Raw genomic sequence first — 13,434 nt, forward strand, 5'->3', positions numbered from 1 at the left:
GGTTTGGTTGTATGCTATTGTTTAAATGTCTTCAAAACGAATGTCTGTAAAACTATTTATTTTAGGTTCTGCTAAAATCGTTTCTTCTTTTTCAGAGAAAAACTCTTTTTTGTAATCTTTTTGATGGCGTTCAGAAATTACTTCTTCACCTTTATGATTTAAAACATAAGAAGTCATTTCCTCCAAAATTTCAGCGAAAGCGGTAAAATCCTCTTTGTACAAGTAAATTTTATGTTTCTTGAAATGAAAAGAACCGTCTTCCTCAGTAAATTTTTTACTTTCCGTAATGGTAATGTAATAATCATCAGCTTTTGTAGCTCTTACATCAAAAAAATACGTTCTTCGTCCTGCTCTTAAAACTTTAGAAAAAATCTCCTCTTTTTCTAACATATCATTTTCTCTCATAACGCTTCTTGTCTAAAATCTTGTTGTTATTGGTATCCAAAAATCAGAAAAAAAAGTTAAATGACCAACAATTACTGCATTTCTTTTTCAGAAAGTTGCTTGTTATAAAGTTCCTTGTAATAGCCTTCTTGGTTTAATAATTGATTATGAGAGCCTTGTTGAATGATTTGACCATCCTCTAAAATGATGATTTTATCGGCGTTTTTAGCCGAAGAAACTCGGTGCGTTACAATAATAGTAGTTTTGTTCTTACAAAACTCTAACAGATTGTGTAAAATTTGCTCTTCAGTTTCCGTATCTACAGCCGAAAGTGAGTCGTCCAATAATAGAATTTTTGGATCTTTGATAATGGCTCGTGCAATTGAAACCCGTTGTTTCTGTCCTCCAGAAAGTGTAATTCCACGTTCACCAAGGACCGTTTCATATTTCAAATTGAAGTTGATAATATTATCATGAACTACTGCTTTTTTCGCAGCTTCATAGACTTCTTCATCTGTAGCATTTTCATTTCCAAACTTAATATTGTTCTTAATAGAATCTGAAAACAAGAAGGCGTCTTGTGGAACGACCCCGATACTATTTCTTAAATCGAATAAATTCAGTGCTCGAATGTCTTTGCCGTCAATGGTAATTTTTCCTTTATTGACATCATAAAGTCGGCTGATTAATGAAATAATGGTTGATTTTCCAGAGCCTGTTTTTCCAATAATTGCAAGTGTTTGACCATTTTCCAATGAAAAGCTTACATTTTTTAAAGCCACAATATCGGTGTCTTCGTAGGTAAATCCTACATTTTCAAAAGCCAACGTACCGTTTATAGGAGTGGATTCAGGATTTTTATTTTGAATTTCAGGTTCAATTTTTAAAAACTCATTAATTCGTTTTTGTGACGCTTCTGCCTCTTGAATCATCGACGAAACCCAACCCAAAGAGGCAACGGGCCATGTAAGTAAATTGACATACAAAATAAATTCAGCAATAATTCCAATGCTGGAAATGGTGCCGTCAATGTACATCATTCCACCAAAATATATTACAACTAAATTACTCACGCCAATAAGCGCCATCATCAAGGGACCGAATATGGAATTTATTTTGGCCAATCGCATACTTTTTGCGCGACTTTCTTCTGACAATCGTTCTACGTTTACTTGCTGGTTGGCTTCCAAGGAATAGGCTTTGATCACACGAATTCCAGAGAAAATTTCTTGGGAAAAGGTGGATAAATTAGATAGATTTTCCTGAAAAATGGTACTTCTTTTGTTGATTTCAACGCTTAACTTGAAAATAGCATACGATAATATAGGTAATGGAAGTAACGTATATAAAGTTAATTTTGGCGATACATTATACATATAGGCAATTACAAACGTAAAGCGTATTAGTGTATTTATAGAATACATAACTGCAGGACCAACATACATGCGCACTTTTCCTACATCTTCGCTAATGCGATTCATTAAATCTCCTGTACGGTTTTTCTTATAAAAGTTTTGGGTTAAAACTTCATAATGACGGAAGACTTCGTTTTTTAAGTCAAATTCTACCAAACGAGACATTACAATTAAGGTTTGACGCATCAGAAATGTCAAAATTCCTGCAATAATTGTGGTGATGATAATAAGTATGATGTTTTGCAATAATTCACTTGCTACAGCGGTATTGTCAACCAAAGTATCCGCTTTCATTGATGTTTCAATAGCTTGAAAAGATTTGCTGATCAGCTTTGGTGTGAAGAGCATAAATATTTGAGCAACGATCGTAATAAGGATACCGAACAAAAAACGATATTTATATTTTGCAAAGTATTTATTCAAAAATTGGAGTTCTTTCATAGGTAAGAGAATCGAAAATGATTTAGTTGAATTAAAATGTTAAAAAATTGTATAATTTTAAATTTTGATATGTTTGGCTTTCGGCTCTGAAAATTATTGTATTATTAAATATATGCAAATTTATTGCAATACTTTGAATAAAACAGTAATTTTGCCCCGTCTTTTTAACAAAGTCATAAAAATCATTTAATAAGTCACAACTATGATTACAGAAGTATTAAAACCGAGTGAGCTTCACAAAATCGATCCAGTTTTTGGACAAATGTCATTTGACAACCATGAACAAATTGTTTTTTGTAACGACAAAGATACTGGTTTAAAAGCAATAATTGGTATTCACAATACGGTTTTGGGACCTGCCTTGGGAGGAACACGTATGTGGAATTATGCCAACGAATGGGAAGCATTAAATGATGTTTTGCGATTGTCTCGTGGAATGACTTTTAAGTCTGCCATTTCAGGTTTAAATCTTGGTGGTGGAAAAGCCGTAATTATCGGTGATTCTAAGATAGACAAAACACCAGAGATGATCAAAAAGTTTGGTGAATATGTAAATTCTTTAAGCGGAAGATACATTACAGCGGAAGATGTTGGAACTACAACTGAAGATATGGACAATATCAAAAGTGTAACCAACTTTGTAACTGGTATTTCTGAAAGCAAAGGTGGATCAGGAAATCCTTCGCCAGTAACAGCTTACGGTGTTTACATGGGAATGAAGGCTGCAGCTAAATTCCAATTCGGAACTGAAAACTTAAGTGGAAAGAAAATCTTGGTCCAAGGAATTGGACATGTTGGAGAAACTTTAGTAGATTATTTGACGAAAGAAGGAGCCATAGTTAAAATTACAGATTTAAATCAAATGCGTTTGCAAGAAGTGAGTAATAAATACGGTGCTACCATCTTTGGAGGTGCTGATTTATACCGTGCTGATGTAGATATTTATTCGCCATGTGCTTTAGGTGCTACAATTAATGATGAGACTATCAATAAATTGAAAGCGAAAGTAATTGCTGGAGCGGCGAATAACCAATTGGCAAATGATGCAGTTCACGGTCAGATTTTAAGAGATAAAGGCATTACTTATGCTCCTGATTTCTTGATTAATGCAGGTGGAATTATCAATGTATATGCAGAAATCGTAGGATACGATAGTGCAGAAGCAATGAGAAGAACAGAGAACATTTACAATACAACTTTAGAAATTTTAAATTTCGCTAAAGAAAGTAATATCACCACGCAAGATGCAGCAATGCGTATGGCACAAAAAGTGATTGACAAAAGAAAACAAGAAAACGCATCTAAATAAGAAGCAGTTTCAATATTATTATTTATTTTTGCAAAGCGAAAGAAGTCTCTTTCGCTTTGTTAATTTTATAAAAGTTCTTATCCGTGCTAAACAGAAGACATATCCGTGTAAAAGTAATGCAATCCATCTATGCATTACACCAAAGCCAATCTGGTGATCTTGAAAGAGAAGAAAAGTTTCTATTCTACAGTTTAGAAAATATTCAAGATTTATACCTCGTAATGATTTCAACACTTATGGAGTTGAAAAAAATGGAGGAAGTGTTCTTACACAAATCAAGTCTAAAACATTTAGTAACTTCAGAAGAGCGAAATCCGAACAACAAATTTATTAAAAACAAAGTCATTCATTTATTAGCAGAAAGCAGTCATCTGACCCTTTCTCTAGAAAATAGAAAAATTGACAATTGGGAAACACATGATGATTACATCCAGCTTTTGTTGCGATTGATCAAAGAAAGTGATGTGTATGCAAAATACATGTCCAATCGTGAAAATGATTTTCAAGAAGACAAGCAATTTGTGTTAGATATCTTTACCGATATCATCGTTCCTAATGAAAAATTATACGATTACCTTGAAGACAATAAATTGACTTGGATAGACGATATTCCATTGGTGAATACCGAAATTATCAAGCAGTTAAAAGCAATAAAAGAAGAAACCGAAATCAGAATGCCTCGCTTGTACAAAGACATTGAGGACAAAGATTTTGCTAAAAATTTGTTTCGCAAGACAGTTTTAAATGAAAAAGATTTAGCAAAACAGTATTTTGATAAAACACCAAATTGGGATACAGAACGAATTGCAGAAATTGACACCATTATTTTAAAAATGGCCATTTGTGAGTTCATGAAGTTTCCATCTATTCCTGTGAAAGTAACTATTAATGAATATTTAGAATTAGCTAAGGAATATTCTACGCCAAAAAGTAGTATTTTTATCAACGGAATTTTAGATAATTTGGTTAAGGAAATGCAGGCAAATAATACCTTGCTAAAAACGGGAAGAGGTTTAATGTAAGATTTTAAAAATATAATTTAGGTAGATTTAGAACAGTAGAACATACGTTTCAAAATAAGCTTCTTTTATAAATTTAATAATAAAAAGTGTTCAGATATGAATTATAAATCGATTGGTTTTATTATCCTTGCGGGATTAGCGTTTGTTTCTTGTAAAAAAGAAGCAGCAGTTGAAAAACCCAAACACGGGTATGTAATTATGCCGGAAAATACGGAAGCATCAAAAACGATTGATCCGAATGCTAAGTATGCCGTAATGGGATTTGAGGCAACTCATCACGATTTTGGGTCTATTAATGGAACGGATAAAGCTGAAAAAGTATTTACTTTTACAAATATTGGTGATGCCGACTTGATTATCACAGATGCTAAAGCTTCATGTGGTTGTACAGTGCCAGAATTTCCGAGAGCACCAATTGTTCCTGGAGGAAAAGGTACTATCAAAGTTGTTTTTAATCCGATGGATCGAAAAGGAATGCAAAATAAATCGGTTACTTTAACCACGAATACCGCTATTGGCAAAGAAAAACTGACCATAAAAGCAAATATTGTAGAATAATTAATTTTAAATAGAATACAGAAAATGGGAGACATAATGCAATTTTTACCGTACGTTTTAATGATCGGAGTTTTTTACTTTTTAATGATTCGTCCACAACAAAAGCGTGCAAAAGCAGAGAAAGAATTTGAAAGTCAATTGAAAGCTGGTGATAAAATTATTACAAAAAGTGGCATCCACGGCAAGATTTCAGAATTAGCTGAAAAAACAATTGTCATTGAAACCATGTCAGGAAAACTGAAAATGGAGCGTTCTGCTATTTCAATGGAAATGAGTGCAAAATTGAACGAAGTAGTTGTTCTTAAAAAATAAGCAACCACAAATTATAATATTAAAACCGAGTTTTTTAAAAGCTCGGTTTTTTTTTGCACATTTTTTTTATAAATAGTGTAAAACCGCTTTAAAAAAGGAAATCTTGAGAAATTAAAGTACCTTTGTGTGCATTTAATTTTTAAAATTATGATTTCAACTGAAACCACTTTTACTACTGAATTAGAAACGTATTTTGATAAATTTCGTAAGAATATTATTGGAATAAACCAGGAATTCACTTCTCCTTACGGCACCAAGAAAATCGTGTATACAGATTGGACCGCAAGTGGTAGATTGTATCAGAATATTGAAAATAAATTGATGAATGAGTTTGGTCCATTTGTAGCCAATACCCACACAGAAACAACCGTTTCAGGAACTGCAATGACCATGGCATATCATCATGCTAGAAAAATTATAAAAAAACACGTTAACGCCAACTCAGATGATATCTTAATTACTGACGGAACGGGTATGACGGGTGTAGTAAATAAATTTCAACGTATTCTAGGTTTAAAGGTTCCCGAGGATTTAAAGTCTTTTGTGCAAATTCCAGAAGAAAAAAGACCGATTGTTTTTATTTCACACATGGAGCATCATTCCAATCAAACGACGTGGTTGGAAACAATTGCTGATGTAGTTGTTGTTCCAGCGTGCGAACGCGGTTTGTTCTGCTTAGAAAACTTCAAAGTTCTTTTAGAAAAGTATAACGATAGATTGATCAAAATAGCATCAGTTACAGGTTGTTCAAATGTGACTGGAATTAAAACTCCGTACCATGAAATTGCAAAATTAATGCATCAAAATAACGGTGTATGTTTTGTAGATTTTGCTTGTTCAGGTCCGTATGTTCAAATTGATATGCATCCCGAAGATCCTGAAGCATATTTAGATGCAATATTTTTATCGCCACATAAATTTTTGGGTGGACCCGGTACATCTGGAGTACTAATTTTCAATAAGAAATTATACAAAAATATGGTTCCGGATAATCCAGGTGGTGGAACAGTAAGTTGGACCAATCCTTGGGGAAAACACAAATACCTAGATAATATTGAGGATAGAGAAGATGGTGGAACTCCTGGTTTTCTGCAAGTTATTAAAACTGCTTTGGCTGTACAGTTAAAAGAGCAAATGGGTATTGATAATATCTTGAAGCGCGAAAAAGAAATTGTGGACCAGATTTTTGCGCAATTTGAATCAGTTGAGAATATACATATTTTAGCGGGGGAACATAAAAATAGGTTGGGAGTAATTTCCTTTTATATTGACGAACTGCATTTTAACCTTGGTGTTAAAATTTTAAATGATCGTTTTGGTATTCAAACCCGAGGTGGTTGCAGTTGTGCCGGAACGTACGGTCACTTTTTGTTACATGTAGACGAAGCACAATCCAATGCCTTAACTACTAAAATTGATTCTGGAGATTTACTTTTAAAGCCAGGATGGATCAGAATGTCTATACATCCTACAACGACTACTTCTGAAATTCAGTTTGTGACTGATGCAATTATTGCACTTTCAGAAAATCATAAGGAATGGGCTGCTGATTACCGTTACAATCAATGTTCAAATGAATTCAGCCATATAAATGCTACCGATTTTGAAAAAGATCTTGTGGAGCGTTGGTTTCTTTAAAAATAATTAGACAAAAAAAACTAGAATATAAAATTCTAGTTTTTTTTTATTCGATTTTCTTACCGACTGTGTTTCCATCTTTTATGCGTCCAGAAATAATATTCAGGTGCTTCGTAGATTTGTTTTTCAACTTCTCTTAAAAACATAGAAGTAATTTCATAATCAGGATAATCTCTAGGGTTATCAACAAGAGGAACAATGGTAGCTTCATAATAACCTCTTTTTACTTTTCGGACACGAATAAAAAACATATTCATATCGAGCCTTTTTGCAAGCATTTCTGCACCTGTATATACGGGAACTTCAATTCCCATAAATTTATCCCAGTATTTTGCTTTAGAAAGTTGAGGCGATTGATCAGATGCAAATCCGTAAAATGCTTTAATTCCGTTTCTTTGGTTGTATTCCATCAACGAAACTGTTTTCTTGGTTTCAACCAACTCCGCTTTTAGACGTTTTCTGATGTCGCGAATGAGCTTGTCAAAATATTTATTATTGATTTTTTTATAAATACCAATGCTGCTGTAGTTCATCTTTTTTGCAATATTGATCAGCCATTCCCAACTGGCATAATGAGCACACATCAAGATCACACTTTTACCTTTGTTCTCGTATTCTTTAATAAGTTCAATGTTGGTAATGACAAATCTTTTATTTATTTCTTCATCAGAAATATTCATGGTCTTGATCATTTCCAAGAACATATCTACCATGTGCGTGTAAAATTTTCGCTCAATGGCTAGTCGTTCACTGGTATTTAAATGAGGCAAAGTAAGCGCTAAATTTTTCCGAACAGTATCTTTCCGGTATCCAAAAACATTGTAAACCCAAAAACAGATAAAATCAGATAGAAAATAAAGGAGGCTAAAAGGTAAGATCGAAATGAACCATATAAATGGATACATCAGAATGTAAACAAGTAGCTGCATAAAGAAGAGTAATTTCTTGCAAAGATACTTTTATTCTTTGGATTTAGTGGAATTATAACAGCGTATCAGGGGTATTTGTTTAAATTTGTAACTTAAAAAAAAAGTTATGAGTACAGCATTAATAGTTATTATTTTAGCTAATGTTCTTTTCAGTTATAAAGGTTTCAATGATTTGATGTTCTTTAGAAAATATGATTTCCACATTGGAAGCATCCGAAATGGAGATCAGGTACGCATGTTCTCGTCAGCATTTTTGCACGCAGACATGACCCACTTATTTTTTAATATGTTAACATTATTCTTTTTTGCACCAATAGTAGTGGCGTATTTGGGCGAATTGTCTTTTATACTTATTTATTTTTCAAGTTTGCTTTTTGGAAATGTGCTGACGCTTTATTTGCATAAAAATAATTTAAATTACCGTGCTATCGGTGCTTCTGGAGCAGTTACTGGAGTATTATATTCGGCAATTTTATTAGAACCAGAAATGACAATTAATTTTTTCATTCCTGGATACGTTTTTGGAATTCTTTATTTGCTGTATTCAATTTATGGTATGCGTGCTAAAAATGATAACATTGGACATACAGCGCATTTTGGTGGAGCTATTGGCGGTTACCTATTTACGATCATTAAACAGCCGGAAATGTTAACCAACAATACTTTTTATGTTGTAGCATTAGCCATTCCAATTGTTATTTTATTTGTTATGGATCGCATGGGAAAATTATAATGGCATGCATTTTGAATTTATTCAACTAACTAATTATAAAAACCAACAAAATGAAAAAGACTTTAGTAATAGCACTTACTTTTTTTATGGCTTTGGGCCAAATTCATGCACAAGAAACCAAACCGATGATTACGGTAAATGGTGAGGGTAAAATTAAAGTGGCACCAGATCAAGTGAGTATTTCAGTATCGGTTGAAACCAAAGGAAGCAAAGCTGCCGATGTCAAAAAAGCCAATGATTCCAAAGTAGACGGCGTTTTAAAGTACATCAAAAAGATGGGTATTGCAAAAGAAGATTTTCAGACCACGCGTGTATCTTTAAATGACCAGTACGATTATGAGAAGAAGAAGCACAATTATGTAGCAGTACAATCTATTGAAATTTTGGTAAAAGACCTTGCTAAATATGATGAATTGATGGAAGGTTTAGTAGATTCTGGAATTAATAACATTGGAAATATCGAATTTAAATCGTCGCAAATTGAACTGCATAAAACAAAAGCGCGAATTGCAGCTATTAAAAACGCAAAGGAAAAAGCGCAAGATTATGTAGGAGCTTTAGGGCAAAAAATAGGACAAGCTTACACTATTGTTGATAATACTCAAGATAATTATTCCAGTCCACGTTATGAAATGATGGCAATGAAAATGGCCGACAATATTCTAGGTGGAACAGATACTTTAGCGGTTGGAGAAATAGAGGTAACAGCAAACGTATCCGTAAGTTTTCTGCTGATCAATTAATACAAAGTGATTCAATTATAAAATCCTTTCAAATTTTAATTTTGAAAGGCTTTTTTTTATTTATTAAATGCTACCGATAATGAATTGATGCAGTACCGTTGTCCTGTTTCAGAAGGACCATCGTCAAAAACGTGTCCTAAATGACCACCACAATTGGCACAAACCACTTCAGTGCGAATCATTCCATGTGTAGTGTCTTTAATATATTCTATTTTCCCAGGAATGGATTCGTCAAATGAGGGCCATCCACAACTCGAGTTGAATTTAGAACTACTTTCAAAAAGCGGTTCATCACAAGCTCCACAACAGTATGTACCTTTTTCAAAATGCATATTGTATTCGCCTGAGTTGGGAAATTCTGTTCCTTTTTGGCGCAAAATTCGATAGCGTTCTAAGCCTAGTTTTGCTTTCCACTCTTCTTCAGTTTTTTTTTCGGAGTAATTCATAGTTTTTATTTTTTTGCTGGAATAAATTTAATTGATACAGAATTCATACAGAAGCGATCGCCTGTGGTTTCTTTCGGACCATCGTCAAAGATATGACCTAAATGACCTTTACAATTGGAACAAATAACTTCTGTTCTACTCATTCCGTAACTATTGTCTATTACATAAACTACCGATCCTTCAATGGCTTTATCAAAAGAAGGCCAACCACAATCGGATTCAAATTTAGAATCTGAATTAAATATTTTTTGACTACAAGCCGCACATACATACTTTCCTTCTTCAAATGTATTCCAATATTCACCCGTAAAAGCACGCTCCGTACCTTTTTCTCGTAAAACATGGTACTGTTCCCGCGTTAATTCTGCTTTCCATTGTGCGTCTGTTTTTGTAGAAGCTGCTGTGATTTTTTCCATTGTTTCATTTTTTAAAACACTACCATTTTGACTTTGACATGAAATTATAGCAAATAAAAAGGTCAATATATACAATAACTGTTTCATGATTATTTTTTTTAATTTTTAATAAAATCAATGATTTTGCCAATCACCTTGTCGTCGCCCAAAATTTTACGGTGTCCTAGTTTCTTGGTAATAAAAAGCGAGCCGTTGGTCAGATAATCATGAATGTGGATTGAAGCGCTTACAGGAACATCAATATCATTCTCGTCATGAATAACCAATACGGGAATATTAATTTCTTGTGCAGATAAATACGCAGAATAACTGTTCATGGTTTTGCTGTACTTTTTTTCAAAGTGCTGACTCAGTAAAGGACCAATTGTAGGTTTCAACTTTAATTTTGAAATAAAATCGGTGATAATATCTTGTACAACGTCGCCACTTCCAATGGTGATTAATTTTTTAATTTGAAAACCATCTTTTACTGCATTAAATAAAGCCATTCCTCCCAATGAGTGTCCAACTGCAGCTTCAAAAGGCCCGAATTTTTTATCAATTTCCTCTATCGATGCAATAAACTCCAACATTATTGAGGAATTTCCAGCTGATTTTCCATGAGCCGGAGCGTCAAAACTAACTACGGAAAATCCCTCAGCCACTAAATTTTCTGCAATTTTAAACAGTTGAGTACCTCGTCCAGACCATCCGTGTACAAGCAATATTTTTTTAGAAGAAGCTCCTAATTCATAAACGACAATATTTTTTTCAATATTTGGAACATTTAGAATCGATTGTTTGCTGCTTTTATCCATATCAAACTCCCGTTTTGGCATCTTATGTTTGATTGGTGTAGAAAATAATTTTGCCGCAAATAATACAGTCAGTCGTTTCGACAACTTTTCTAAAATACCCGCGGTAACAATGACGAATTGAGGCACTTCTTGCGAATTTCGAACATTCGATTTGGTTTGGGACATGAAATAAACTTTTATGCAAGTTATTATTTTATTCACTATTTTTGAGTTGAAATCCTCATAAATAAAGTATAAATATAAGTCAGTTCTTTCACTTTTTTTGAACTTTGAACGATTGAGTTTTTATTTTTTTTAGTAATTTGATACCAGCTTTATATGAAAAAACTAGATTCGATTCCGATTTACCAAAAAGCGATGAGCCTTGTAACATCGGTTAACGGTTTAATGGCAACCATTCCTGAAGACGATGCATTTTTGCAAAATTCGAAAGGAATGATTATGGAAGACGCGATGGTCATGGCTGCAAAAATTGCTGGAGCAGAAGGCGGAGATTTATACAGCATCCGAATGCAAAATTCCGCTATCATCCGCTCGCACGCCATGCATCTTTATACACAGATTGGAAGTCTGCGTTATCATGAAAACTTCAAAGATCTTGAATACGTTACTTTATTGCGAAACGAATTGGACGAATTCAGATTGCTCTTCATTGATTGGGTTGCATCATTTGATACAAATAATCACATGTGGGATGAATGGGGTTTGTTTAATCCTCCTGGTGCAATTCCTCCCACCGATTCGTACGATGATTCTTTTAATATTGATGACTTCCTTGAGGACGAAGATTTGTAATTTACTTCCTATTTGATAGATTGTACTTAGTATAAAGTTATTGTTTTCTCAAATTAACGCGGTTCTCGTGATAATTTTGTAAATTTCTATACAAATATTTTGCTATTAAAAATTTGAATAAAAATTACTATGAAAAAAACAAAACTAGTCGTGATAGGTGGCGATGCCGCTGGAATGTCGGCAGCATCAAAAGTGAGAAGAGAACAACCTGATTTTGAAATTATCGTTTTTGAAAAGTCGGAATACACCTCGTATTCAGCGTGCGGAATTCCATATTTTATTTCCGGAAAGGTAGAAGAGTTGGACGAGTTAATAGTGCGATCTCCAACTCAATTTATTGAAAAGTATAACATTCAAGCCAAAACACTTCATGAAGTTTTAGAAGTAGACACGGATCAGAACAGAATTTTGGTCTGCAACCGTAAAGACAAAACTCAATTTTGGGAATCGTATGATGCGCTCTTAATTGCCACAGGTGGAAAAGCGTTTTGCCCTGAAGTTAAAAATCATACAGCAAATGGAATCTTTGGAATTCAGACGCTGACTAGTGGTAGTAAGGTGGACACTTTTTTAAAGAAGCATCAACCTAAAAGTGCTGTAATTATTGGAGGTGGCTACATTGGTTTAGAAATGGCAGAAGCCTTAATTTTGAGAGGAATGAAAGTAACAATCGTGGATAGAGCTCCAGAAGTAATGTCTACTTTAGATCCCGATATGGGAAAAAAAGTACATGAAGCCTTAGAAAATTTGGGAGTAGAAATTTTCAATTCGGAATCACTTGATCACTTCGAAGAGAAAGACGGGTTGGTATCAGCCGTGGTTACGGACAAACAAACGATCAAGACCAACTTAGTGATTTTAGGAATGGGAACCGCTCCAAATACTTCGTTCTTGATTAATTCTAATATTGAATTATCGGAGAAGAAAGCCATTAAAGTCAATGACAAGCAGCAAACGAATGTTAAGAATGTTTGGTCTGCAGGAGATTGTGCAGAAACGTTACATTTGGTAAGTAATAAACCATTTTACATCGCTTTGGGAACTGTGGCCAATAAGACAGGTTTAGTTGCAGGAACCAACATTGCTGGTGGCGATTTAAAATTTCCAGGAGTTGTGGCCACAGCCGTTTGCAAAATTTGCGTGCATGAAATAGCAAGAACTGGATTGTTAGAAAAAGAATGTGTAGACTTAAAAATTGATTTTGTATCAACTATTATCAAGTCTAAAACACGGGCACATTATTATCCTGAGGCAAAAGATATTTTTGTCAAATTAATTGCTGAGAAAGGAACGGGTAAGTTGCTTGGAGGACAGATTATTGGTGAAGAAGGAGCTGCAAAAAGGATTGATGTACTAGCAACCGCTTTGACTTATAAACTTACTTTGCAAAACATTATAGATCTAGATTTGTCTTATGCACCACCATTTTCGCCTGTTTGGGATCCCGTTCAAACTGCTGCGCGAAAATTAATTGGTATGATTTGATTTCAAGTTAT

Annotated in this window: 15 protein-coding genes; 9 read left to right on the plus strand and 6 right to left on the minus strand. The window is 33.9% G+C overall.

Annotated elements, in window-relative coordinates; genetic code table 11:
* Positions 1–21 precede the first annotated feature (21 nt).
* Both H602_RS0104505 and H602_RS0104510 read right to left on the minus strand, forming a co-directional pair.
* Positions 22–405, minus strand: coding sequence for a PUR family DNA/RNA-binding protein (locus H602_RS0104505; protein ID WP_026976940.1), 384 nt, complete (start codon positions 403–405; stop codon positions 22–24).
* Between the two features lie 71 nt (positions 406–476).
* A complete protein-coding gene (locus H602_RS0104510; protein WP_026976941.1) occupies positions 477–2,240 on the minus strand; it encodes an ABC transporter ATP-binding protein in 1,764 nt (587 codons plus the stop codon).
* Positions 2,241–2,442: 202 nt separating this feature from the next.
* Here H602_RS0104510 and H602_RS0104515 point away from each other — a divergent pair, with 202 nt between their 5' ends.
* The 5 genes from H602_RS0104515 (at position 2,443) to H602_RS0104535 (ending at position 7,079) form a co-directional block, all read left to right on the plus strand.
* Positions 2,443–3,549, plus strand: a complete 1,107-nt coding sequence (locus H602_RS0104515) for a Glu/Leu/Phe/Val family dehydrogenase (protein WP_026976942.1) — start codon at positions 2,443–2,445, stop codon at positions 3,547–3,549.
* Between the two features lie 116 nt (positions 3,550–3,665).
* Complete coding sequence (gene nusB / locus H602_RS0104520; protein ID WP_026976943.1) at positions 3,666–4,571, plus strand: transcription antitermination factor NusB; 906 nt, start codon at positions 3,666–3,668, stop codon at positions 4,569–4,571.
* Between the two features lie 96 nt (positions 4,572–4,667).
* Entirely contained in the window at positions 4,668–5,129 is a 462-nt protein-coding gene (locus H602_RS0104525) for a DUF1573 domain-containing protein (RefSeq protein WP_026976944.1), read from the plus strand.
* A 24-nt stretch (positions 5,130–5,153) separates the two neighbouring features.
* The gene (gene yajC / locus H602_RS0104530) at positions 5,154–5,441 is read left to right on the plus strand and encodes a preprotein translocase subunit YajC (protein ID WP_026976945.1); all 288 of its coding nucleotides are present in this window, start codon (positions 5,154–5,156) and stop codon (positions 5,439–5,441) included.
* A 147-nt stretch (positions 5,442–5,588) separates the two neighbouring features.
* Complete coding sequence (locus H602_RS0104535; RefSeq protein ID WP_026976946.1) at positions 5,589–7,079, plus strand: aminotransferase class V-fold PLP-dependent enzyme; 1,491 nt, start codon at positions 5,589–5,591, stop codon at positions 7,077–7,079.
* Between the two features lie 59 nt (positions 7,080–7,138).
* Here the strand turns inward: H602_RS0104535 and H602_RS0104540 are convergent, their stop codons facing one another.
* Positions 7,139–8,008 (minus strand): lysophospholipid acyltransferase family protein, encoded by an 870-nt coding sequence (locus H602_RS0104540; protein WP_026976947.1) that lies wholly within the window; start codon positions 8,006–8,008, stop codon positions 7,139–7,141.
* Between the two features lie 106 nt (positions 8,009–8,114).
* Between H602_RS0104540 and H602_RS0104545 the strand changes: the two genes are divergently transcribed.
* Together H602_RS0104545 and H602_RS0104550 are read left to right on the plus strand one after the other, a co-directional pair.
* On the plus strand, positions 8,115–8,741 hold the full coding sequence (locus tag H602_RS0104545) for a rhomboid family intramembrane serine protease (RefSeq protein WP_026976948.1): 627 nt from the start codon (positions 8,115–8,117) through the stop codon (positions 8,739–8,741).
* Positions 8,742–8,791: 50 nt separating this feature from the next.
* The gene (locus tag H602_RS0104550) at positions 8,792–9,484 is read left to right on the plus strand and encodes an SIMPL domain-containing protein (protein ID WP_026976949.1); all 693 of its coding nucleotides are present in this window, start codon (positions 8,792–8,794) and stop codon (positions 9,482–9,484) included.
* A 56-nt stretch (positions 9,485–9,540) separates the two neighbouring features.
* Here the strand turns inward: H602_RS0104550 and msrB (H602_RS0104555) are convergent, their stop codons facing one another.
* Genes msrB (H602_RS0104555) through H602_RS0104565 form a run of 3 tightly spaced genes read right to left on the minus strand, consistent with a single transcriptional unit; the run spans position 9,541 to position 11,308 of the window.
* The gene (gene msrB, locus H602_RS0104555; protein WP_035758905.1) at positions 9,541–9,930 is read right to left on the minus strand and encodes a peptide-methionine (R)-S-oxide reductase MsrB; all 390 of its coding nucleotides are present in this window, start codon (positions 9,928–9,930) and stop codon (positions 9,541–9,543) included.
* Positions 9,931–9,935: 5 nt separating this feature from the next.
* Positions 9,936–10,433 carry a peptide-methionine (R)-S-oxide reductase MsrB gene (msrB, locus tag H602_RS0104560; RefSeq protein ID WP_026976951.1) on the minus strand — a complete coding sequence of 166 codons (498 nt, stop codon included), beginning with the start codon at positions 10,431–10,433 and terminating at the stop codon, positions 9,936–9,938.
* 11 nt (positions 10,434–10,444) lie between these two features.
* On the minus strand, positions 10,445–11,308 hold the full coding sequence (locus tag H602_RS0104565; RefSeq protein ID WP_026976952.1) for an alpha/beta hydrolase: 864 nt from the start codon (positions 11,306–11,308) through the stop codon (positions 10,445–10,447).
* Positions 11,309–11,461: 153 nt separating this feature from the next.
* Here H602_RS0104565 and H602_RS18190 point away from each other — a divergent pair, with 153 nt between their 5' ends.
* Positions 11,462–11,938: a hypothetical protein gene (locus tag H602_RS18190; protein ID WP_051224190.1), complete on the plus strand. Its 477-nt coding sequence runs from the start codon at positions 11,462–11,464 to the stop codon at positions 11,936–11,938.
* A 129-nt stretch (positions 11,939–12,067) separates the two neighbouring features.
* Positions 12,068–13,423 carry an FAD-dependent oxidoreductase gene (locus H602_RS0104575; protein WP_026976953.1) on the plus strand — a complete coding sequence of 452 codons (1,356 nt, stop codon included), beginning with the start codon at positions 12,068–12,070 and terminating at the stop codon, positions 13,421–13,423.
* Positions 13,424–13,434: the final 11 nt, after the last annotated feature.

Source organism: Flavobacterium tegetincola DSM 22377 (genome assembly GCF_000425485.1).
Taxonomy (GTDB): domain Bacteria; phylum Bacteroidota; class Bacteroidia; order Flavobacteriales; family Flavobacteriaceae; genus Flavobacterium; species Flavobacterium tegetincola.

What these genes read in the sequence shown, in the direction of transcription:
- H602_RS0104505 (WP_026976940.1), bottom strand. Translation starts at nt 405, where the DNA reads ATGAGAGAAAATGATATGTTAGAAAAAGAGGAGATTTTTTCTAAAGTT.
- H602_RS0104510 (WP_026976941.1), bottom strand. Translation starts at nt 2,240, where the DNA reads ATGAAAGAACTCCAATTTTTGAATAAATACTTTGCAAAATATAAATAT.
- H602_RS0104515 (WP_026976942.1), top strand. Translation starts at nt 2,443, where the DNA reads ATGATTACAGAAGTATTAAAACCGAGTGAGCTTCACAAAATCGATCCA.
- nusB (WP_026976943.1), top strand. Translation starts at nt 3,666, where the DNA reads ATGCAATCCATCTATGCATTACACCAAAGCCAATCTGGTGATCTTGAA.
- H602_RS0104525 (WP_026976944.1), top strand. Translation starts at nt 4,668, where the DNA reads ATGAATTATAAATCGATTGGTTTTATTATCCTTGCGGGATTAGCGTTT.
- yajC (WP_026976945.1), top strand. Translation starts at nt 5,154, where the DNA reads ATGGGAGACATAATGCAATTTTTACCGTACGTTTTAATGATCGGAGTT.
- H602_RS0104535 (WP_026976946.1), top strand. Translation starts at nt 5,589, where the DNA reads ATGATTTCAACTGAAACCACTTTTACTACTGAATTAGAAACGTATTTT.
- H602_RS0104540 (WP_026976947.1), bottom strand. Translation starts at nt 8,008, where the DNA reads ATGCAGCTACTTGTTTACATTCTGATGTATCCATTTATATGGTTCATT.
- H602_RS0104545 (WP_026976948.1), top strand. Translation starts at nt 8,115, where the DNA reads ATGAGTACAGCATTAATAGTTATTATTTTAGCTAATGTTCTTTTCAGT.
- H602_RS0104550 (WP_026976949.1), top strand. Translation starts at nt 8,792, where the DNA reads ATGAAAAAGACTTTAGTAATAGCACTTACTTTTTTTATGGCTTTGGGC.
- msrB (WP_035758905.1), bottom strand. Translation starts at nt 9,930, where the DNA reads ATGAATTACTCCGAAAAAAAAACTGAAGAAGAGTGGAAAGCAAAACTA.
- msrB (WP_026976951.1), bottom strand. Translation starts at nt 10,433, where the DNA reads ATGAAACAGTTATTGTATATATTGACCTTTTTATTTGCTATAATTTCA.
- H602_RS0104565 (WP_026976952.1), bottom strand. Translation starts at nt 11,308, where the DNA reads ATGTCCCAAACCAAATCGAATGTTCGAAATTCGCAAGAAGTGCCTCAA.
- H602_RS18190 (WP_051224190.1), top strand. Translation starts at nt 11,462, where the DNA reads ATGAAAAAACTAGATTCGATTCCGATTTACCAAAAAGCGATGAGCCTT.
- H602_RS0104575 (WP_026976953.1), top strand. Translation starts at nt 12,068, where the DNA reads ATGAAAAAAACAAAACTAGTCGTGATAGGTGGCGATGCCGCTGGAATG.